This window comes from Marinobacter sp. es.042 (assembly GCF_900188315.1).
Taxonomy (GTDB): domain Bacteria; phylum Pseudomonadota; class Gammaproteobacteria; order Pseudomonadales; family Oleiphilaceae; genus Marinobacter.
The window spans coordinates 2,371,836-2,390,492 of record NZ_LT897781.1 but is presented as its reverse complement, the minus strand read 5'-3'; the positions used below and the strand labels follow the sequence as shown (position 1 = coordinate 2,390,492).

Sequence of the window (18,657 nt, the reverse complement as noted above, 5' to 3'; positions counted from 1 at the left end):
ATGTCGTTGTTCGAGCGCCCACTATCCGCGGGCGCCGGTTCAGATCATTCGTCCCGGGTGAGCAAATGTAATGCGAAAACAGCAGCCGGGCTTGTTATCTTCTACCAGAGAAAGATGCGCCTGATTAGCCTCGCACAGTTCCCGGGCCAGATAAAGCCCGAGGCCAGTGCCCGCTTTGTCTGTGGTAAAAAATGGTTCAAAGACAGAGCGCCTGTGTTCCGGCGTGATGCCAGGCCCTTGGTCGCGCACATCGATATAGGCCCGTTCCCCGTCCTCCGTTGCCCCGGCATGGATGCCGATCTTTCGCTGCCCCGAGTGCTGTTCACTGTAGCGTAACCCGTTGTCGCAAAGGTTCACCATCACCTGTTCAATCTGGCTTTTGTCGAATCGGGCTGGCGGCAGTTGCGGATCGATTTTCAGAACGATGTTGGCTGTGGTGCAGTCATCGTCTTGCGTTTGCAGGAAGTCTTCCCGAAATTCCTGGAGCCAGGGAGCCAGTTCGATCAGATCCGCATTGGCCGCCCGGCGCCTTGAAAGATCCAGTACATTCTCGATGATGCCATTTACCCTTCGGGAATGGCGCCGGATGATCTCCAGCATCTGACGGTCGCCGGGTTCCAGATTGGGGGATTCTTCCATGAGTTGCGCCGCGTGGCTGATTGCGCCCAGCGGATTGCGGATTTCATGGGCGATGCCGGCAGTCAGACGGCCCAGTGAAGCCAGTTTCATCTGCTGGGCCTGCTGGGTGACTTTGCTCATGTCTTCGATGAACACGAGGATCTGGTCGCCCCGCTCCTGATCCAGTTGGGTAAAGTTGGCCTGCAGCAGTGGCGAGGTTGGTGAGGGCTGGAACGGCTCAATTCGCTGTGTAGGGTCCTTGAGCCATGCATCCAGACCTTGCTTCAGAGGTTTGGGTAACACGTTTGCGCGCTGGTTAATCGGTACCGAGGTTTTGGGTGCGCCGTACAAGAGTTCTTCCGCGGCCGCGTTGGCAACGCGGATCTGGCCGAAACGGTCCAGTACGAGTATGCCGGTACGCATGCGCTGGATAATCTGCTGATTGATCTGCTCCAATTCGGCAATGCTGCGCGCTCGGCTGCTGGCCAGAGCCTCGCTGCGCATCATTCGGCGCGAAATGCTTTGCAGGACGAAAGCCGCCGCAAAATAAAGGATGCCCAGTGAGCCGGCCCGCACGATATCGTCGGCGGACTCATCCAGCGCAAGCACGGCCCATCCGGATATGCCCAGGGAGCAGATCGCAGCCAGAGCCGCGTAAAAGGTTCCCATGCGACTCGGGGTCAGGATGTTGCCCGCCGCAACAGACACAATCACCAGGTTGGCCAGGCCGTTGGTAATGCCTGTGCTGGCAAGCAGCAGGCCATGCATGATGAGAATATCCAGCAGAATCGATAGCGTTATATGGCGCTGGCTGGGGTGAAATCCGGCGATCAGAAGCAACGCAATAAACGCGTTCAGGCCGAGGTAGGCGGAAACGCCGGCCTGATAATAATCCAGCAGTCGGAAACGCATATCAAAGTTGACGGGATCCACGAATAACAGCGCCACCAGCATCAGGCTTACTACCAGTCGGTAGTGGTTGTAGATCCTGAACAGCTTTGCCTGTTGCATTCCGGACGGTGTCGAAGGGGCCGGGCCGAGCGCTTCGGCCGTTCGTACTGGTGTATCTGCTGCCATGATTTACAGGAATCCGCTGTTGGTCGGAAGAAATCCACGCCTATGCGGGGTTATAATAGCCTTTTCATGGCAATGAGTTACAGGAGCCGATTTATGTCCGTGTCCGGAAACCAGGCAGCGTCCGGGGAGTCTCCCAGAAAATTGCGGGTGGTGATGGCCCAGTTGGATTTCCTGGTGGGCGATATTCCTGGCAATACCGAGCTAGTTCTGGACGCAGCCCGACGGGCATCGTCCGAGCATCAGGCGGACGTGGTGGTGTTCCCGGAGCTTTGCCTGACTGGCTATCCACCTGAAGATTTGCTCTTGCGGCCCAGCATGGAAGTTCGCGTAAATGAGGCGCTGGAAAGGCTGCAGGCGGAAAGGCTGGATTCGGTGATCGTTATCGGTGCTCCCCTTCGCCATGGCGCGCTGCTGTATAACGCGGCGGTGGTTATCGACGGCGGCGAAATTACTGGTCGGTATTTCAAGCGTTTCCCGCCCAACTATCAGGTCTTCGACGAGAAGCGTTACTTTGCCGAGGGCCAAGATGTCCTGACTCTGGATATCCGGGGCGTTCCGGTGGGAATTACTGTGTGTGAGGATCTATGGAAGGAGGGGCCGGTGGAGGACAGCGCCGCTGCAGGTGCTCGTCTCATCCTGAACCTCAATGCCTCGCCCTACGATATCGATAAACAGGCACGCAGGAAGGCGTTGCTTGAGCGGAAGTCCCGGGAGAATCTGGTCAGTATCGTTTACGTGAATCTGGTGGGCGGTCAGGACGAGCTTGTTTTTGACGGTGGCTCCATGGTGTTTGACCATTCCGGAATGCTGACTGCAGAGGCCCCGCAGTTTGGTGAGGGATTATATCCGGTCGACTTTCTGTGCGAGCACCATTGTCAGCCGGTATCCCAGGCCTTGCCGGAAGAGCCTACGCTGGAGGCCAATGTCTACAGCGCCCTGGTGACGGGTGTTCGGGATTACGTCAACAAGAACGGATTCAAATCGGTGGTTCTGGGGCTTTCAGGCGGTATCGACTCGGCAGTGACTCTGGCGGTTGCCGTCGATGCACTGGGCAAGGATCGGGTACGCGCGGTGATGATGCCGTTTCGCTACACCTCCAGCATGAGCCTTGAGGATGCCGAAGCGGAGGCCGTTGCCCTCGACGTGCAGTACGACGTGTTTTCGATTGAGCCGATGTACGACGCCTTCATGGAAACTCTGGCCGGGCCTTTCGAGGGCACCACGCCAGACACGACCGAGGAAAACCTGCAGGCACGTCTGCGCGGCGTCTTGCTAATGTCCCTATCCAACAAGTTTGGTTCGCTGGTGCTGACTACCGGGAACAAGAGCGAGATGGCAGTGGGCTACTCAACGCTTTATGGCGATATGGCGGGCGGCTTTGACGTTCTAAAGGATGTGCCTAAAACCTTGGTGTTCCGTCTGGCCCAATACCGCAACACGCTCTCGGAGGGCGAAGTCATTCCCGAGCGGGTGATTACCCGCCCGCCGTCGGCAGAGCTGGCGCCGGACCAGAAAGATGAAGACAGCCTGCCCGGTTACGATGTGCTCGACCAGATCCTGAATCTGTATGTCGAGCGGGATTTCAGTGCCGATGCGATCGTTGCGGAAGGTTTCGAACGAGTAGATGTCGAGCGGGTTATTCGCCTGGTAGATATCAACGAGTATAAACGCAGGCAGGCACCGATCGGCGTCCGCATTACGGAGCGCGGGTTTGGTAAAGACCGGCGCTATCCGATCACAAATGGCTGGAAAAGCGGGAAGTGACTAGGGGAGTTCGGGGTCAGAAGAAAAACGGGTCAGATGAACAATTCATCTGACCCGTTTTTCTTCTGACCCCATTTTCACTCTTTCAAACTTTACTCGTCGCCCATCAGGCCAAAGGTCACAACGTTCGTCAGTGACCGGTTTTCGCCCTTCAGCAGATCCACCTCAAACTCGCCGTCGGCATTGAAGGCCTCACTCTCCGGAAAGTTGGTGCGCAGCATGGCAATGGCATCCTGCGATCCTTTTCTCAGTTCGAGGAAGCGGAAGGTTTCCGCGAGGATAATCAGAGCCTCTTCGCTAACCGTCGCCGTCGGGTAATTCTCGATGATGTATCTTGCCCGGTTGTTGGCTGCGACATAGGCCTGGCGTTTCACATAGTAGCGGGCCGCGTAGAGTTCCAGTTCGGCCATGCGATTACGCACTGCGATCATCCGCTGGCGGGCATCCGCCACGTACTGGCTGTCCGGATAGCGGTTCAGCAGCTCGGAAAAGTCCCGGAAAGACTGCAACTGCTCGCCGGGATCCCGAGCCGCAACGTCAATCGGGAAGTAGCGCGCGGCAAGCCCGATGTCCAGGTTATAGGAGGCCAGGCCACGCATATAGAGCGCGTAGTCCGCGTGGTCGCTTTGCGGGTTCAGGCGCAGGAAACGGTCGGCGGCCGCACGGGAGCCTTCGAGGTCGAGGTTCTGGTAGCGGGCATAGATCAGGTCAAGCTGGGCCTGCTCTGCGTAGCGACCGAAGGGGTAATAGGTTTCCAGGGCATCCAGATTCTGCTCTGCTTCGTTGAAATTTCCAGAGGTCATGGCCTGGCGGGCATTCTCGTAATAGGTCTTCTCCGGAAGCACTTCTTCCTGCTTGTTGGAGGCGCAGGCGCTGACCAGAACAACCAGTGTGGAAAGTAGCAGCAAACGAAGACCTGATCTCATTCCGGAATCCCGTATAATGTCGATTAATTCAAGGGCAGTCATTGTAGCGGGGAAGTGGCTCCATGTGCAGAGCAATCCCCGCTGTTTCAAATAATCTGACCGAAACGTAACACACACAGGCCCTGGGGGGCTTAATGTCATCTGAAAAACGAATCCTCGCCAACTTTGTTGTGCCGCCGGAATTGAGCGACAAGCGCCTGGATCAGGCCGCAGCAGAGCTGATGCCCGAACACTCCCGTTCCCGCCTGCAATCCTGGATCAAAAGCGGCGCGCTAACAGTAAATGGCGAGGTGCGAAAGCCTCGGGACAAAGTGATGCTGGACGATCGCCTGGCGCTGGATGCCGAGCCTGAAGCTCAGGTGAGCTGGCAGGCCGAGGAAATCTCCCTTGATATCGTCTATGAGGACGAGCACTTGTTGGTCATCAACAAGCCCGCGGGCCTGGTGGTGCACCCGGCGGCCGGCCATGCCGATGGAACCCTGGTCAATGCCCTGCTGAACTACGCACCGGAGGTCGAGAACCTGCCGAGGGCGGGTATCGTACACCGCCTCGACAAAGACACCTCCGGCATTATGGTCGTGGCCCGCAGCCTGATTGCGCATACGTCCCTGGTCGATCAGTTGCAAACCCGAACCATGGGTCGCGAGTATGAGGCCGTCGTTGTTGGCACCCTCACCGGTGGTGCAACGGTTGATGCGCCCATCGGCCGGCATCCTCGGGAGCGCAAGAAAATGGCGGTCGTCGCCTCCGGCAAACCGGCGGTCACCCATTATCGCCTGGTGGAACGTTTTGCCGCCCACACTCACGTCCGCTGCAAACTGGAAAGCGGCCGAACCCATCAGATCCGGGTTCATATGGCCCATGTAAAACACCCGCTGGTCGGAGATCCGCTCTATGGAGGTCGGCTGAGACTGCCCAAGGGAACCACTGACGAGCTTAGAGAGGCCCTCTCGGCGTTCAACCGTCAGGCCCTCCACGCCCGGCAATTGACCCTGGAACACCCGGAAACCGGTGAAATCCTGACCTGGGAGGTTCCCTTGCCTGAGGATATGGTTGCGTTGATTGAAGCTCTGCGCAAACACGCCCGGGAGCTGGAAACCCGTGACTATTGAAAGTGACGCCCTGAAACCGGACTGGCCTGCGCCCGACAGAGTGCGGGCGATCAGCACAACCCGCGCCGGTGGCGTCAGCGGTCGACCCTGGAACAGTCTTAACCTCGGTGTTCACGTCGAAGACGACCCGGATCATGTGCGACAGAATCGACGAAGACTCGCCGAGTCCACAGGGCTGAAAAGCGAGCAGATCGGTTGGCTCAATCAGGTGCACGGTATCGATGTTGTCGAACTGACCCCTGATAACGTCGGACAAATCGCCAAGGCTGACGCCAGCTACACCCGTCATCCGGGCATCGCCTGCGCCATCCTTACTGCTGACTGCCTGCCCGTTATCCTTGCCGATCGCGAAGGAACAGTTGTTGGCGCCGCCCACTGTGGCTGGCGAAGCCTGTGTGGCGGTGTTATCGAGAACCTGGTGAGCAAGATGGCCGTTGCGCCCGAAGCTCTGCAAGCCTGGCTCGGCCCGGCCATCGGTCCGGACAGCTTCGAGGTCGGCCCGGAAGTGCGTGAAGCCTTCCTTGACCATGATCCCAAAGCGGTCCACGCCTTCACAGCCGAAGGTGCTCGGCCGGGTCATTTCATGGCAGATATCTATGCCCTTGCCACTTTGAGGCTAAATCATCTCGGTGTTTCCAACGTGACTGGCGGTGCCCTGTGTACCGTTCAGGATTCAGATCGGTTTTTTTCATACCGCAGGGATGGCCAAACAGGGCGGATGGCCACGCTGGTCTGGCTAACAAGCTAAGTGGCCAACTTGAAGTGGCCGTGGCAAGGCGGTTGCTGAAAAGTCCGGTGGCTGGTGCGAGGCTGCTTTCCAGAACTGTCTGCAGCATGGATGCTGCAGCCAAGCCTACACGGATGTATTCACGGCGTGTTCTGGAAAGCAGCCTCGCGCCAGCCTCGCACCCAGCACCAAACTCAAACCTGACGGCCGTCAATTTTCTGACGAATACACCGAGCCTCCGCTTGAAGTCCCTCTACTTGCCCCTACATTAACTGTCAAAGCAATCGAATATCCGCCACCCACGGCACCATGGTATTCGCAGAAATTTGGGGAAAGTACACATGAGAATCGACAAGCTGACTAGCAAGCTGCAGACCGCCCTCGCGGACGCACAGTCCATCGCGGTCGGAAAGGATCACAATTTCATTGAGCCGGTGCACCTGATGCAGGCACTGCTTGATCAGGAAGGCAGCGCCATCAAGCCTCTGCTCAAGCAGGCTGGCGCAGAGCCCGGACGCATTCGCCAGGCGATCGCCCGGGAAATCGAAAACCTGCCGGAAGTGCAGGGATCGGCCGGCGACGTCTCTATGTCCAATGACATGGGCCGCCTGTTCAACATTGCCGACAAGCTCGCCCAGAAGCGCAAAGACCAGTACATCTCCAGTGAGCTCATGTTGCTGGCCGCCCTGGAAGACCGGGGTACACTGGGCCGGGTACTCAGGGAGCAGGGTGTTGATAAAGCTGCCCTGGAAAAGGCCATTGACGACGTTCGCGGAGGTGAAGCCGTCAACGACGCCAGCGCCGAAGAAAACCGTCAGGCTCTGTCCAAATACACCATCGACCTTACCGAGCGAGCGGAGGCCGGCAAGCTGGACCCGGTGATTGGCCGCGATGATGAAATTCGCCGCACCATTCAGGTATTGCAGCGCCGCCGGAAGAACAACCCGGTCCTCATCGGTGAGCCCGGCGTTGGTAAAACCGCCATCGTCGAAGGGCTGGCCCAGCGTATCGTCAACGGCGAGGTGCCAGATGGCCTCAAGGACAAGAAAGTCCTGTCACTCGATATGGGTGCCCTTATTGCCGGCGCCAAGTTCCGGGGTGAGTTTGAAGAACGCCTGAAAGCTGTTCTGAACGAACTGTCCAAACAGGAAGGTCAGATCATCCTGTTCATAGACGAGATCCACACCATGGTTGGTGCCGGCAAGGCCGAAGGCTCCATGGATGCCGGTAATATGCTCAAGCCGGCGCTCGCTCGTGGCGAGCTGCACTGCGTGGGCGCGACCACCCTTGATGAATACCGTGAAAACATCGAAAAAGACGCCGCTCTTGAGCGTCGCTTCCAGAAAGTACTGGTGAGCGAACCCAGTGAGGAAGACACCATCGCTATCCTGCGGGGCCTGAAAGAGCGTTATGAGGTTCACCACGGGGTTGAGGTGACAGATGGCGCCATCATCGCCGCCGCCAAGCTTTCTCATCGTTATATTGCCGACCGTCAGCTGCCGGACAAGGCCATTGATCTGGTAGACGAGGCAGCTTCCCAGATTCGTATGGAAATGGATTCCAAGCCTGAACCCCTGGATCGCCTTGAGCGTCGCCTGATTCAGCTAAAAATCGAGCGCGAGGCTCTGAAGAAAGAGACTGACCCGGCCTCGAAAAAGCGCTTGTCCGAGCTGTCCGACGTGATCACCGGTGTCGAGCGTGAATACGCCGATCTGGAAGAGGTCTGGAATACCGAAAAGGCCGCTCTGCATGGTTCCCAGAAGATCAAGAGCCGTCTGGAACAGGCCCGCATCGATCTGGAGAATGCCCGTCGTGCCGGTGATCTCGGTAAGATGTCCGAGCTCCAGTACGGGCAGATTCCTGAGCTGGAGCGTCAACTGGATATGGCCAGCCAGGCAGAAATGATGGAGATGAAGCTGCTTCGCAACCGGGTAACCGACGAGGAAATCGCCGAGATTGTCTCCAAGTGGACCGGCATCCCGGTGTCCAAGATGCTCGAAGGCGAGCGCGATAAGCTGATGCGCATGGAAGAAGCGCTCCATGGTCGGGTTATCGGCCAGGATGAGGCAGTTGAAGCCGTGTCCAACGCCGTGCGCCGTTCGCGGGCGGGGCTGTCCGATCCCAATCGCCCCAACGGTTCGTTTTTGTTCCTCGGCCCGACCGGTGTGGGTAAAACCGAGCTTTGCAAGGCCCTGGCGTCCTTTCTGTTCGATACCGAGGAAGCCATGGTTCGCATCGATATGTCCGAGTTCATGGAGAAGCATTCCGTGGCCCGCCTGATCGGTGCGCCTCCGGGCTATGTCGGCTACGAGGAAGGTGGTTACCTCACTGAAGCGGTTCGTCGCAGGCCGTATTCCGTGTTGTTGCTGGATGAGGTGGAGAAAGCCCATCCGGATGTTTTCAACATTCTTTTGCAGGTACTTGAGGATGGTCGCCTGACGGACGGGCAGGGCAGGACCGTCGACTTCCGGAACACGGTCATTGTCATGACTTCAAACCTCGGCTCGGACATCATCCAGCAGAAAGCCGGCGAGGAGAACTACGAGGTCATGAAGAATGCCGTCATGGAAGTCGTCGGCACTCATTTCCGCCCCGAGTTCATCAACCGCGTGGATGAAGTGGTGGTGTTCCACCCGCTGGCGGAGAGTCAGATCCAGGGCATTGCCCGGATTCAGATCGAGTCTCTGAGCAAGCGCCTGAAAGAACAGGATATGAAGCTGGAGCTGGATGACGCTGCGATGGAGTTGCTGGCCGAAGTCGGGTACGACCCGGTATATGGCGCGCGTCCTCTGAAGCGGGCTATTCAGCGAATGATCGAGAATCCGCTGGCTCAGCGTTTGCTAAAGGGAGAGTTTGTGCCGGGGGATGTCATCAAGGGTACGGTGGAGGACCACCACCTGGCATTCGCCAAGGCTTGAGCTTGAAACCGGGGTCAGATGAAGGCTTTCATCTGACCCCTTTTTTTCTTCTTACTGTTCTTCCGGTCCGCAGTTCTCTTCCGCAATCCGCTCAAATTCTGCCCGCTTTTCGGCAATTTCCTCTGGGCTGAGGTAGCGTTGCTCGCCATTTTCTTCAATGCGGATTCGTGCGTTACGGTCAATCATGTCGAGGTTGGAGCGTGCGGTCGCGCAGTTCGCCTCCCGCTGTTTTCTGCGGGCCTCCTCAACTGCCGTTTCCTGGCGCTGTGCCGCCTGCTCAGTCTGCTGTTCCTGCATATTCTGCAGACGCTCCTGTGGGCTCTGCCGGTTGCCGGAAGCATCGGTAGAAGTGCCGGAACGCACATTGACCCGCTCGGCCTTCGAGCCAGTGGGCTGTCGGTCGCCAAAGTGGGTAACTCCGTTTTCATCGGTCCATTTATAGACAGAGGCGCTCGTGGCGACACCTGGTACAACGGCCAGCAATAAGGTCAGCGTCAGGATTTTTCTGTTCATGGCTCAACTCGCGTATGTTCACTGCTCCCGGGCAGGCAGACAACCTGGATAGACCGGGCCCGTTTTTTCTCATTTCAGTATTGCCTATCATGCCATCGCTATTGCGGATTTTCTTCTGTCTGGTTCAAATCTTTGTATCGGATTTGTTCCAAGTAAGGCAGACCTTCGGCCAGTATAGGCACAGAAACCTGCAGCGGCTATTGACAGGGAGTTTCGCGCTGTCAGAATTACCGATTGCCTGAAGACTGGGGTCAATACGGCAGGCAATCCCGAGCGAGTATCCCCCATCAATTACCACACTGAACGCGCCGCGCATCCGTCGCGGGATGGTTGTTGCTTACGTGCAACCCGTTGATTGGCCGTTCTCCGCAACCCTCAGGAGGGCGGCTGGCCAGGAGACAACCTCTTAACAAGGTGTGGAGGAGCAGCCGGTTCCGCTTTCAAAAGAAGCATGGACACCGTGAATCCAGGCAACCGGGAGCCTTCCCGGCTCATTCACTCGTAGAAGAGGGTAGAAAATCGTGGAGTTATTGTCTGGCGCCGATATGCTGATCCGGTCCCTTCAAGATGAAGGCATCGAATACATATACGGCTATCCGGGTGGTGCAGCCCTTCATATTTATGATGCGCTGTTCAGGCAGGACAAAGTCAAGCACATTCTGGTAAGGCACGAGCAGGCGGCGGTCCACATGGCCGACGGTTATGCCCGCGCGACCGGAAAACCAGGTACCGTACTGGTGACCTCGGGTCCTGGAGCCACCAACACCATCACTGGCATTGCCACCGCGTTCATGGATTCCATTCCCATGGTGGTTCTGTGCGGCCAGGTTGCGTCCACCCTCATCGGCGAGGACGCGTTCCAGGAAACCGATATGATGGGTGTCTCCCGTCCGGTGGTTAAGCACAACCTCAGTGTCCGTCATCCCGAGGAAATCCCGGAGATTATCCGCAAGGCATATTACATTGCCGCGACCGGTCGCCCCGGTCCTGTGGTCGTGGATATTCCCAAGGATATGACCACGCCGAACGAGCGTTACGAGTACGCCTATCCCAAGAAGGTCAAACTGCGCTCCTACAACCCCGCTATTCGCGGCCATGCCGGTCAGATCAAGAAAGCGGTCGACATGATGCTGGCGGCGAAGCGCCCAATTATCTACGCAGGTGGTGGGGTTGTTCTGGGCAAGGCATCGGATCAGCTGACCGAGCTGGTAAGGCTGCTGGGCTATCCGATCACCAATACCCTGATGGGCATTGGCTGTTACCCGGCCAGTGATAAGCAGCACCTCGGCTGGCTTGGCATGCACGGCACCTACGAAGCCAACATGGCTATGCACCACTCGGATCTCATTCTCTGCGTGGGAGCCCGGTTTGACGATCGGGTTACCAACGCTACCGAGAAGTTCTGTCCTGGCGCGCGCATCATCCATATCGACATCGACCCGGCCTCGATTTCCAAAACGGTGGATGCCGATGTGCCCATCGTTGGCCCGGTCGACGCCGTGCTCAAGGAAATGCTGTCGCTGGTGAAGGAAGCCAAGGAAAAGCCGGACGCGGACGCAATCGCTTCCTGGTGGAAGCAGATCGACGAGTGGCGGGCATTCCATGGCATGCGCTATGAGACCAGCCCGGATGTGATCAAGCCCCAGGAAGTCATTGAAATGCTGTGTCGCTTGACCAACGGCGAAGCTTTCGTGACTTCCGATGTTGGTCAACATCAGATGTTCGCGGCCCAGTACTACAAGTTCGATAAGCCCAACCGCTGGATCAATTCCGGTGGTCTCGGCACCATGGGCTTCGGTCTGCCGGCGGCCATGGGGGTCAAACTGACCCATCCGGACGACGAAGTGCTGTGCATTACCGGTGAGGGCAGTATCCAGATGAACATTCAGGAGCTGTCGACCTGCAAGCAGTACAATCTGCCGGTCAAGATCATCAACCTGAATAACCAGGCTCTGGGTATGGTCAAGCAATGGCAGGACATGAACTACGAGTCCCGCCATGCCGAGTCCTACATGGAATCCCTGCCCGACTTCATCAAGCTGGCGGAAGCCTACGGCCACAAGGGTGTCCGGATTGAGAAGAAGGAAGATCTGGAGACCAAACTGAAAGAAGTGCTGGCCATGAAAGACGAGCTGGTATTCGTGGATATCTACGTGGATCGCTTTGAGCACGTGTATCCGATGCAGGTTGCCCGGGGTTCCATGAAAGATATGTGGCTCAGCAAGACGGAGAGGGTCTGATCATGCGTCGAATCATTTCTGTTTTGCTTGAAAACGAACCTGGCGCCCTGTCGCGGGTGGTGGGTCTGTTTTCCCAGCGCAATTACAACATCGAAACACTCACCGTGGCGCCAACCGAGGACGAGACGTTGTCCCGTCTGACGGTGACCACCACGGGTTCTGACAAGGTGATCGAACAGATCACCAAACAACTGAACAAGCTGATTGAAGTCGTCAAGCTGGTGGATCTCACCGAAGGCGCCCATATCGAACGCGAACTGATGCTGGTCAAACTGAAAGCCACGGGTTCCCAGCGTGCCGAGATCAAGCGTACGGTGGACATTTTCCGAGGTCAGATCGTGGATGTGACCAGTTCCGTTTACACGGTTCAGTTGGCAGGTGACAGCGAAAAGCTGGACGGCTTTATTCAGGCTGTTGGCACGTCGGGCGTATTGGAAGTGGTGCGTAGCGGTGTATCCGGTATCGCCCGGGGCGAGAAGGTGCTCAGCCTTTAACGATTTCAAACAGGGTTTGAACAATATGGCTCTTCGGGGCCATCACAAATAACAGAGGTTTCTCATGCAGGTTTACTACGATAAGGATTGCGATCTTTCCATCATCCAGGGCAAGAAAGTTGCCATCATTGGTTTCGGCTCCCAGGGCCACGCTCACGCGTGCAACCTGAAAGAGTCCGGCGTTGACGTGACCGTGGGCCTGCGCCCGGGTTCTTCTTCCATCGCCAAGGCGGAAGCCTACGGTCTGAAGACCAGCGACGTGCCGTCTGCCGTTGCCGCCGCCGACGTTGTTATGGTTCTGACTCCGGACGAATACCAGGCCCAGTTGTACAAGGCGGAAATCGAGCCGAATCTGCAGCAAGGCGCCACCCTAGCGTTCGCCCACGGCTTTGCCATCCACTACAACCAGATCGTTCCGCGTAAGGATCTGGACGTCATCATGATTGCTCCGAAGGCACCGGGCCACACCGTGCGCACCGAGTTCGCCAACGGTGGTGGTATTCCTGACCTGATCGCTATCTTCCAGGATTCCTCCGGCAACGCCAAGAATCTGGCTCTGTCCTACGCCAGCGGTATCGGTGGCGGCCGTACCGGCATCATCGAGACCACGTTCAAGGATGAGACCGAAACCGATCTGTTCGGTGAGCAGGCCGTTCTCTGCGGTGGTACCGTGGAGCTGGTTAAAGCGGCGTTCGAAACGCTCGTGGACGGCGGTTATGAGCCGGAAATGGCGTACTTCGAGTGTCTGCACGAGCTGAAGCTGATCGTGGACCTCATGTACGAAGGTGGTATCGCCAACATGAACTACTCCATTTCCAACAACGCGGAGTACGGTGAGTATGTGACTGGCCCGGAAATCATCAATGAGCAGTCCCGTGAAGCGATGCGTAACGCACTGAAGCGCATCCAGAGCGGCGAGTACGCCAAGATGTTTATCTCTGAAGGCGCTCTGAACTATCCGTCCATGACGGCGCGTCGTCGCCAGAACGCTGCCCACGAAATCGAAGTGGTTGGTGAAAAACTGCGTGGCATGATGCCCTGGATCTCCGCGAACAAGATCGTGGATAAGGACAAAAACTAAGCGGAATTCCGCTTGGTTTTGAAAAACGCGGCCCGGGTGGCCGCGTTTTTCGTATATACTCCGCCCAAACGCTTTCCGGAGTAATGGGAATGACTGAAGAAAGAAAATCCGCCGACGGCAAGCAAGACCCGGACTATGAAGTCGAGGCCGGGGAAGTAGTTGAAGAAGAGCTGGTAGGAGGTGCGCCCGTGCGCCGCAAGGGCATATACCTGCTTCCCAATGCGCTCACAACCGCTTCGCTGTTCTCAGGTTTCTACGCCATTGTTTCTGCCGCCAACGGCGTCTTTGACAATGCCGCCATCGCTATTTTTGTGTCGATGATTCTGGACGGTCTCGACGGCCGTGTCGCCCGGATGACCAATACCCAGAGTAAATTCGGTGAAGAGTACGACAGTCTGGCCGACATGGTGGCCTTCGGTGTCGCCCCCGGCCTGGTAGCCTTTTTCTGGTCACTGAACGCCTTCGACAAGGTTGGTTGGGCCATCACCTTTATCTACGTGGCTGGCGCCGCCTTGCGCCTGGCACGGTTCAATACCCAGATTGGCTCGGTCGATAAGAAGTTCTTTGTCGGCTTGCCGAGTCCGGCTGCGGCTGCTTGTGTCGCGGGCCTGGTCTGGTGTTTCCATCTTTTCGAGCCGTCTACCTGGCTCACCTTGTTGACCATGTTTGTGGTCGGAGGCGCCGGTGTTTTGATGGTGAGCAATATTCTGTACCGCAGTTTCAAGGATCTGGACCTGCGTGGCCGTGTACCGTTTGCCGCCATTCTGCTCGTGGTGCTGGTTTTTGTTGTGATCGCGCTGGATCCTGCGACCGTATTGTTTACTGGATTTCTGATATACGCGTTGTCCGGCCCTGTTCGTGCGCTTTTCCGTGGCAAGCCACGGAAAGCTCCAGGCGCCGCTGACTGAGCACCCCCTCCGGGCCTCCTCAGTGAGGTCCGGGAATTTTCAACACAGTCTCCGGTCAACGCCTTTGCTGGCTGATGCCCTGACGGAGACTTTCCATGTTCATCAAGAAACGCCCTTCCTGGGCTTTGCCCCATGCTGAAGTTACGCCCGAGTCTGTTTATCTGAACCGCCGTCAATTTATGTCCGGCACCCTGGCTGTGGCGGCAGGCCTTTCAGTGCCCGGTCTGTTGTCGGCAGCGAAGCTGCCTGTCCCGGGAGAAGCGCTGGATTTTGTTCCGATGCCCGGCTTTTCCACCGACGAGGAAAAAACCCCTTTTGAGGACGTAACCCGCTACAACAACTTTTACGAGTTCGGTACTGGAAAAGGGGATCCGGCGAAGTACGCCGATGAGATGACCGTTGATCCCTGGTCCGTGGTTGTTGAAGGCGAATGTGATCGGCCCGGTAAGTATGCGTTGGAAGATCTGCTGAAACCTCACGAGTATCAGGAACGGGTGTATCGGCTTCGTTGTGTTGAGGCCTGGTCGATGGTGATTCCCTGGATCGGGATCCCCTTGGCCGATATTCTCAAGCGGCTCGAACCGACTTCCAGGGCGAAGTACGTCTATTTCGAGACCCTCTATGATCCGGAGCAGATGCGAGGTCAGCGCTCGCTGTTCAGCACCATCGACTGGCCTTATCAGGAAGGTCTTCGCATGGACGAGGCAATGAACGAGTTAAGCTTCCTGGCTGTTGGGCTCTACGGCAAGACCATGCCAAATCAGAATGGCGCGCCTATCCGGCTGGTCGTGCCTTGGAAGTACGGATTCAAGAGCATCAAGTCGATCGTCAAGATCCGCTTTCAGGAGGAGCGCCCCAAGACTACCTGGGAAATGCTTGCGCCTCAGGAGTATGGCTTCTATGCCAACGTGAACCCTGAAGTTGACCATCCGAGGTGGAGCCAGAAGCAGGAGCGCAGGCTGCCCTCTGGCTTGCTCTCTCCCAACTACATGGAAACCGTCAAGTTCAATGGCTATGGAGAACAGGTTGCCGATCTGTATAAGGGCATGGATTTGAGCAAGTTCTATTAATGAATGAGAAGCGTGTGCTGAAGCAACCGGGGTTTGTGCTGGCGTTTCGCCTGCTGGTAGCGCTGCTCGCCAGCGTTCCCCTGTTGGTGCTGATTGCCAGCATTGCCAGCCAGTCCCTGGGCCCGGATCCCGGGCAAGAAGTAACAGAGTCGCTGGGCATCGCGGCATTTCAGTTATTGATTGCTACCTTATGCATGACACCGCTCAAGCGTTGGACAGGGTGGGGAGCGTGGATTCGAGTCCGCCGGATGCTTGGCCTGTTTGCGTTCTTTTATGCGGTGTTGCATGTATTGGCGTTTCTTCAGTTCATTCTTGGCTGGAGCGATCTATGGGCCACGTTCACCAAGCGGCCATATATCCTGGCGGGGGCGGTGTCTTTCCTTATGCTTGTGCCACTGGCGTTAACCTCAACAAAGGGGATGATGAGATGGATGGGCCGGCAATGGAAAGGCTTGCATAAGCTGGTGTACCCGATTGCGATAGCGGCATGGGTTCATTTTATCTGGCAGTCCCGCAGTGACGTCGGAGAAATGGTGGTGTACGGCCTGATAATCGCTGTTCTGCTGGCGCTTCGTTGGAAATGGAGCGGGAGTCGAGCGCTGATTCCGTTTGTCAGAGGCTGATTTTGAGTAAAAAGAATACGATGTGATCACTGACTGATCAGTCGGATACGTGGAAACCGATACCGCTATAAATTAATTCAAAAACCTCGTTGACAGTTTTCCTGACGCCTGTAGAATGCGCACCACTTCTGAGGGACAAGCCGCTTACAGCGGTTTTCCAGGCAGAAGTAACCGTTTGAAAGTACTGAAGAAAATGAGTTTTAAAATTCTTCAGATTAACGGTTGACAAGGCGGCGTAACGATGTAGAATACGCGGCCTTGATTGAGCAACAGCTCAAACGCTCTTTAAAAAGTTGACCAAGTAATTCGTGTGGGCGCTGGCCGAGGTATTTCGGATACGAAATATCAGGACAGTGACTCGTCGAAATTGAGTTTTGTCTTGAGCAAGAATAGAGAATCTTCGGATTCTTGTATGATTTAAACTGAAGAGTTTGATCATGGCTCAGATTGAACGCTGGCGGCAGGCTTAACACATGCAAGTCGAGCGGTAACAGATCTAGCTTGCTAGATGCTGACGAGCGGCGGACGGGTGAGTAATGCATAGGAAACTGCCCAGTAGTGGGGGATAGCCCGGGGAAACCCGGATTAATACCGCGTACGCCCTTCGGGGGAAAGCAGGGGATCTTCGGACCTTGCGCTATTGGATGTGCCTATGTCGGATTAGCTAGTTGGTAGGGTAAAGGCCTACCAAGGCGACGATCCGTAGCTGGTCTGAGAGGATGATCAGCCACATCGGGACTGAGACACGGCCCGAACTCCTACGGGAGGCAGCAGTGGGGAATATTGGACAATGGGGGCAACCCTGATCCAGCCATGCCGCGTGTGTGAAGAAGGCTTTCGGGTTGTAAAGCACTTTCAGTGAGGAGGAAAACTCTGCGACTAATACTCGTAGGGCTTGACGTTACTCACAGAAGAAGCACCGGCTAACTCCGTGCCAGCAGCCGCGGTAATACGGAGGGTGCAAGCGTTAATCGGAATTACTGGGCGTAAAGCGCGCGTAGGTGGTTTGATAAGCGAGATGTGAAAGCCCCGGGCTTAACCTGGGAACGGCATTTCGAACTGTCAGGCTAGAGTATGGTAGAGGGTAGTGGAATTTCCTGTGTAGCGGTGAAATGCGTAGATATAGGAAGGAACACCAGTGGCGAAGGCGGCTACCTGGACCAATACTGACACTGAGGTGCGAAAGCGTGGGGAGCAAACAGGATTAGATACCCTGGTAGTCCACGCCGTAAACGATGTCTACTAGCCGTTGGGACTCTTGAAGTCTTAGTGGCGCAGCTAACGCACTAAGTAGACCGCCTGGGGAGTACGGCCGCAAGGTTAAAACTCAAATGAATTGACGGGGGCCCGCACAAGCGGTGGAGCATGTGGTTTAATTCGACGCAACGCGAAGAACCTTACCTGGCCTTGACATGCAGAGAACTTTCCAGAGATGGATTGGTGCCTTCGGGAACTCTGACACAGGTGCTGCATGGCCGTCGTCAGCTCGTGTCGTGAGATGTTGGGTTAAGTCCCGTAACGAGCGCAACCCCTATCCCTAGTTGCTAGCAGTTCGGCTGAGAACTCTAGGGAGACTGCCGGTGACAAACCGGAGGAAGGTGGGGATGACGTCAGGTCATCATGGCCCTTACGGCCAGGGCTACACACGTGCTACAATGGTGCGCACAGAGGGCTGCAAACCCGCGAGGGGGAGCCAATCTCACAAAACGCATCGTAGTCCGGATCGCAGTCTGCAACTCGACTGCGTGAAGTCGGAATCGCTAGTAATCGTGAATCAGAATGTCACGGTGAATACGTTCCCGGGCCTTGTACACACCGCCCGTCACACCATGGGAGTGGATTGCACCAGAAGTGGTTAGTCTAACCTTCGGGAGGACGATCACCACGGTGTGGTTCATGACTGGGGTGAAGTCGTAACAAGGTAGCCGTAGGGGAACCTGCGGCTGGATCACCTCCTTAAACGAAGCCGAATGCTTCGGTCAGAGTCCACACGAATTACTTGGTTAGCTGAATAAAGAGAGCAGATGGGTCGTTGCAGGCCCGTGTTTTTGGGTCTGTAGCTCAGGTGGTTAGAGCGCACCCCTGATAAGGGTGAGGTCGGTGGTTCAAGTCCACCCAGACCCACCAGAATTATCCAGCTCGTCGTTGTCGAAGCACTTGCATAGCAGGCTATGCGGCGCACTTCGACGCCTAGATCTGAATAATTCCTGGCAGCTTAATTGGGGCTGTAGCTCAGTTGGGAGAGCGCCTGCCTTGCACGCAGGAGGTCAGCGGTTCGATCCCGCTCAGCTCCACCAAAAAAGCCTGAACGATCGATGCGTTTATAACTGACTAACTTCGGTTAGCAGTGTACAGAAACAAGCTTTTCAGTTGTGTGACTCGATTAAGAGTTGTCGCTGAAGATCTTCTTTCTGATCACTGGGTCAGATTTGCTCTTTAACAAATTGGACGAGATAGAACACGATTGATGGATTCCATTATCTCCGGAATTCATTGATCAGAGTGATAACGATTTCAAGCGTTATCCGGTGTTGTCGTTGAAGTGGTTGTTCTATTACTTCAAGTGGCTGTCTCGAAGAAACCTCT

Annotated in this window: 13 protein-coding genes, 2 tRNA genes and 1 rRNA gene; 13 read left to right on the top strand and 3 right to left on the bottom strand. The window is 56.3% G+C overall.

The features are described 5' to 3' along the window. Window positions 1-39 precede the first annotated feature (39 nt). Window positions 40-1,695 (bottom strand): sensor histidine kinase, encoded by a 1,656-nt coding sequence (locus tag CFB02_RS11225; RefSeq protein ID WP_088558067.1) that lies wholly within the window; start codon window positions 1,693-1,695, stop codon window positions 40-42. Window positions 1,696-1,788: 93 nt separating this feature from the next. Here CFB02_RS11225 and CFB02_RS11220 point away from each other — a divergent pair, with 93 nt between their 5' ends. Next, complete coding sequence (locus CFB02_RS11220) at window positions 1,789-3,459, top strand: NAD+ synthase (RefSeq protein WP_088558066.1); 1,671 nt, start codon at window positions 1,789-1,791, stop codon at window positions 3,457-3,459. Window positions 3,460-3,551: 92 nt separating this feature from the next. Here CFB02_RS11220 and CFB02_RS11215 read toward each other — a convergent pair whose 3' ends face one another. Beyond that, window positions 3,552-4,385 carry an outer membrane protein assembly factor BamD gene (locus CFB02_RS11215; protein ID WP_088558065.1) on the bottom strand — a complete coding sequence of 278 codons (834 nt, stop codon included), beginning with the start codon at window positions 4,383-4,385 and terminating at the stop codon, window positions 3,552-3,554. Window positions 4,386-4,519: 134 nt separating this feature from the next. On the opposite strand from CFB02_RS11215, the gene rluD reads away from it, so the two are divergent. The 3 genes from rluD to clpB all read left to right on the top strand — a co-directional run bounded on the left by rluD (window position 4,520) and on the right by clpB (window position 9,142). Beyond that, the gene (gene rluD, locus CFB02_RS11210) at window positions 4,520-5,497 is read left to right on the top strand and encodes a 23S rRNA pseudouridine(1911/1915/1917) synthase RluD (RefSeq protein WP_088558064.1); all 978 of its coding nucleotides are present in this window, start codon (window positions 4,520-4,522) and stop codon (window positions 5,495-5,497) included. Then, window positions 5,487-6,245, top strand: coding sequence for a peptidoglycan editing factor PgeF (gene pgeF / locus CFB02_RS11205; protein WP_088558063.1), 759 nt, complete (start codon window positions 5,487-5,489; stop codon window positions 6,243-6,245). Before rluD ends, pgeF begins: the two co-directional genes overlap by 11 nt. Before the next feature lie 320 nt (window positions 6,246-6,565). After that, complete coding sequence (gene clpB, locus CFB02_RS11200) at window positions 6,566-9,142, top strand: ATP-dependent chaperone ClpB (RefSeq protein WP_088558062.1); 2,577 nt, start codon at window positions 6,566-6,568, stop codon at window positions 9,140-9,142. Between the two features lie 51 nt (window positions 9,143-9,193). Here the strand turns inward: clpB and CFB02_RS11195 are convergent, their stop codons facing one another. Next, window positions 9,194-9,655 carry a DUF4124 domain-containing protein gene (locus CFB02_RS11195; RefSeq protein ID WP_088558061.1) on the bottom strand — a complete coding sequence of 154 codons (462 nt, stop codon included), beginning with the start codon at window positions 9,653-9,655 and terminating at the stop codon, window positions 9,194-9,196. A gap of 521 nt (window positions 9,656-10,176) precedes the next feature. On the opposite strand from CFB02_RS11195, the gene CFB02_RS11185 reads away from it, so the two are divergent. From CFB02_RS11185 to CFB02_RS11145, 9 genes are all read left to right on the top strand, one after another. Then, window positions 10,177-11,895 carry an acetolactate synthase 3 large subunit gene (locus CFB02_RS11185; RefSeq protein WP_008170695.1) on the top strand — a complete coding sequence of 573 codons (1,719 nt, stop codon included), beginning with the start codon at window positions 10,177-10,179 and terminating at the stop codon, window positions 11,893-11,895. 2 nt (window positions 11,896-11,897) lie between these two features. Next, window positions 11,898-12,389, top strand: coding sequence for an acetolactate synthase small subunit (ilvN, locus tag CFB02_RS11180; protein ID WP_008170692.1), 492 nt, complete (start codon window positions 11,898-11,900; stop codon window positions 12,387-12,389). A 64-nt stretch (window positions 12,390-12,453) separates the two neighbouring features. Next, the gene (gene ilvC / locus CFB02_RS11175) at window positions 12,454-13,470 is read left to right on the top strand and encodes a ketol-acid reductoisomerase (RefSeq protein WP_088558059.1); all 1,017 of its coding nucleotides are present in this window, start codon (window positions 12,454-12,456) and stop codon (window positions 13,468-13,470) included. 89 nt (window positions 13,471-13,559) lie between these two features. Next, window positions 13,560-14,378, top strand: coding sequence for a CDP-diacylglycerol--serine O-phosphatidyltransferase (gene pssA, locus CFB02_RS11170; protein ID WP_088558058.1), 819 nt, complete (start codon window positions 13,560-13,562; stop codon window positions 14,376-14,378). A 95-nt stretch (window positions 14,379-14,473) separates the two neighbouring features. Beyond that, a complete protein-coding gene (gene msrP / locus CFB02_RS11165) occupies window positions 14,474-15,448 on the top strand; it encodes a protein-methionine-sulfoxide reductase catalytic subunit MsrP (protein WP_088558057.1) in 975 nt (324 codons plus the stop codon). After that, window positions 15,448-16,071, top strand: a complete 624-nt coding sequence (locus CFB02_RS11160; RefSeq protein WP_088558056.1) for a sulfite oxidase heme-binding subunit YedZ — start codon at window positions 15,448-15,450, stop codon at window positions 16,069-16,071. Before msrP ends, CFB02_RS11160 begins: the two co-directional genes overlap by 1 nt. A 419-nt stretch (window positions 16,072-16,490) precedes the next feature. Continuing rightward, a 16S ribosomal RNA gene (locus CFB02_RS11155) occupies window positions 16,491-18,030 on the top strand. 91 nt (window positions 18,031-18,121) lie between these two features. After that, a tRNA-Ile gene (locus CFB02_RS11150) sits at window positions 18,122-18,198 on the top strand. Window positions 18,199-18,292: 94 nt separating this feature from the next. After that, window positions 18,293-18,368 (top strand) — tRNA-Ala (locus CFB02_RS11145). Window positions 18,369-18,657: the final 289 nt, after the last annotated feature.

What these genes read in the sequence shown, in the direction of transcription:
- msrP (WP_088558057.1), top strand. Translation starts at nt 14,474, where the DNA reads ATGTTCATCAAGAAACGCCCTTCCTGGGCTTTGCCCCATGCTGAAGTT.
- pssA (WP_088558058.1), top strand. Translation starts at nt 13,560, where the DNA reads ATGACTGAAGAAAGAAAATCCGCCGACGGCAAGCAAGACCCGGACTAT.
- CFB02_RS11160 (WP_088558056.1), top strand. Translation starts at nt 15,448, where the DNA reads ATGAATGAGAAGCGTGTGCTGAAGCAACCGGGGTTTGTGCTGGCGTTT.
- CFB02_RS11215 (WP_088558065.1), bottom strand. Translation starts at nt 4,385, where the DNA reads ATGAGATCAGGTCTTCGTTTGCTGCTACTTTCCACACTGGTTGTTCTG.
- ilvN (WP_008170692.1), top strand. Translation starts at nt 11,898, where the DNA reads ATGCGTCGAATCATTTCTGTTTTGCTTGAAAACGAACCTGGCGCCCTG.
- CFB02_RS11195 (WP_088558061.1), bottom strand. Translation starts at nt 9,655, where the DNA reads ATGAACAGAAAAATCCTGACGCTGACCTTATTGCTGGCCGTTGTACCA.
- clpB (WP_088558062.1), top strand. Translation starts at nt 6,566, where the DNA reads ATGAGAATCGACAAGCTGACTAGCAAGCTGCAGACCGCCCTCGCGGAC.
- rluD (WP_088558064.1), top strand. Translation starts at nt 4,520, where the DNA reads ATGTCATCTGAAAAACGAATCCTCGCCAACTTTGTTGTGCCGCCGGAA.
- CFB02_RS11225 (WP_088558067.1), bottom strand. Translation starts at nt 1,695, where the DNA reads ATGGCAGCAGATACACCAGTACGAACGGCCGAAGCGCTCGGCCCGGCC.
- ilvC (WP_088558059.1), top strand. Translation starts at nt 12,454, where the DNA reads ATGCAGGTTTACTACGATAAGGATTGCGATCTTTCCATCATCCAGGGC.
- CFB02_RS11220 (WP_088558066.1), top strand. Translation starts at nt 1,789, where the DNA reads ATGTCCGTGTCCGGAAACCAGGCAGCGTCCGGGGAGTCTCCCAGAAAA.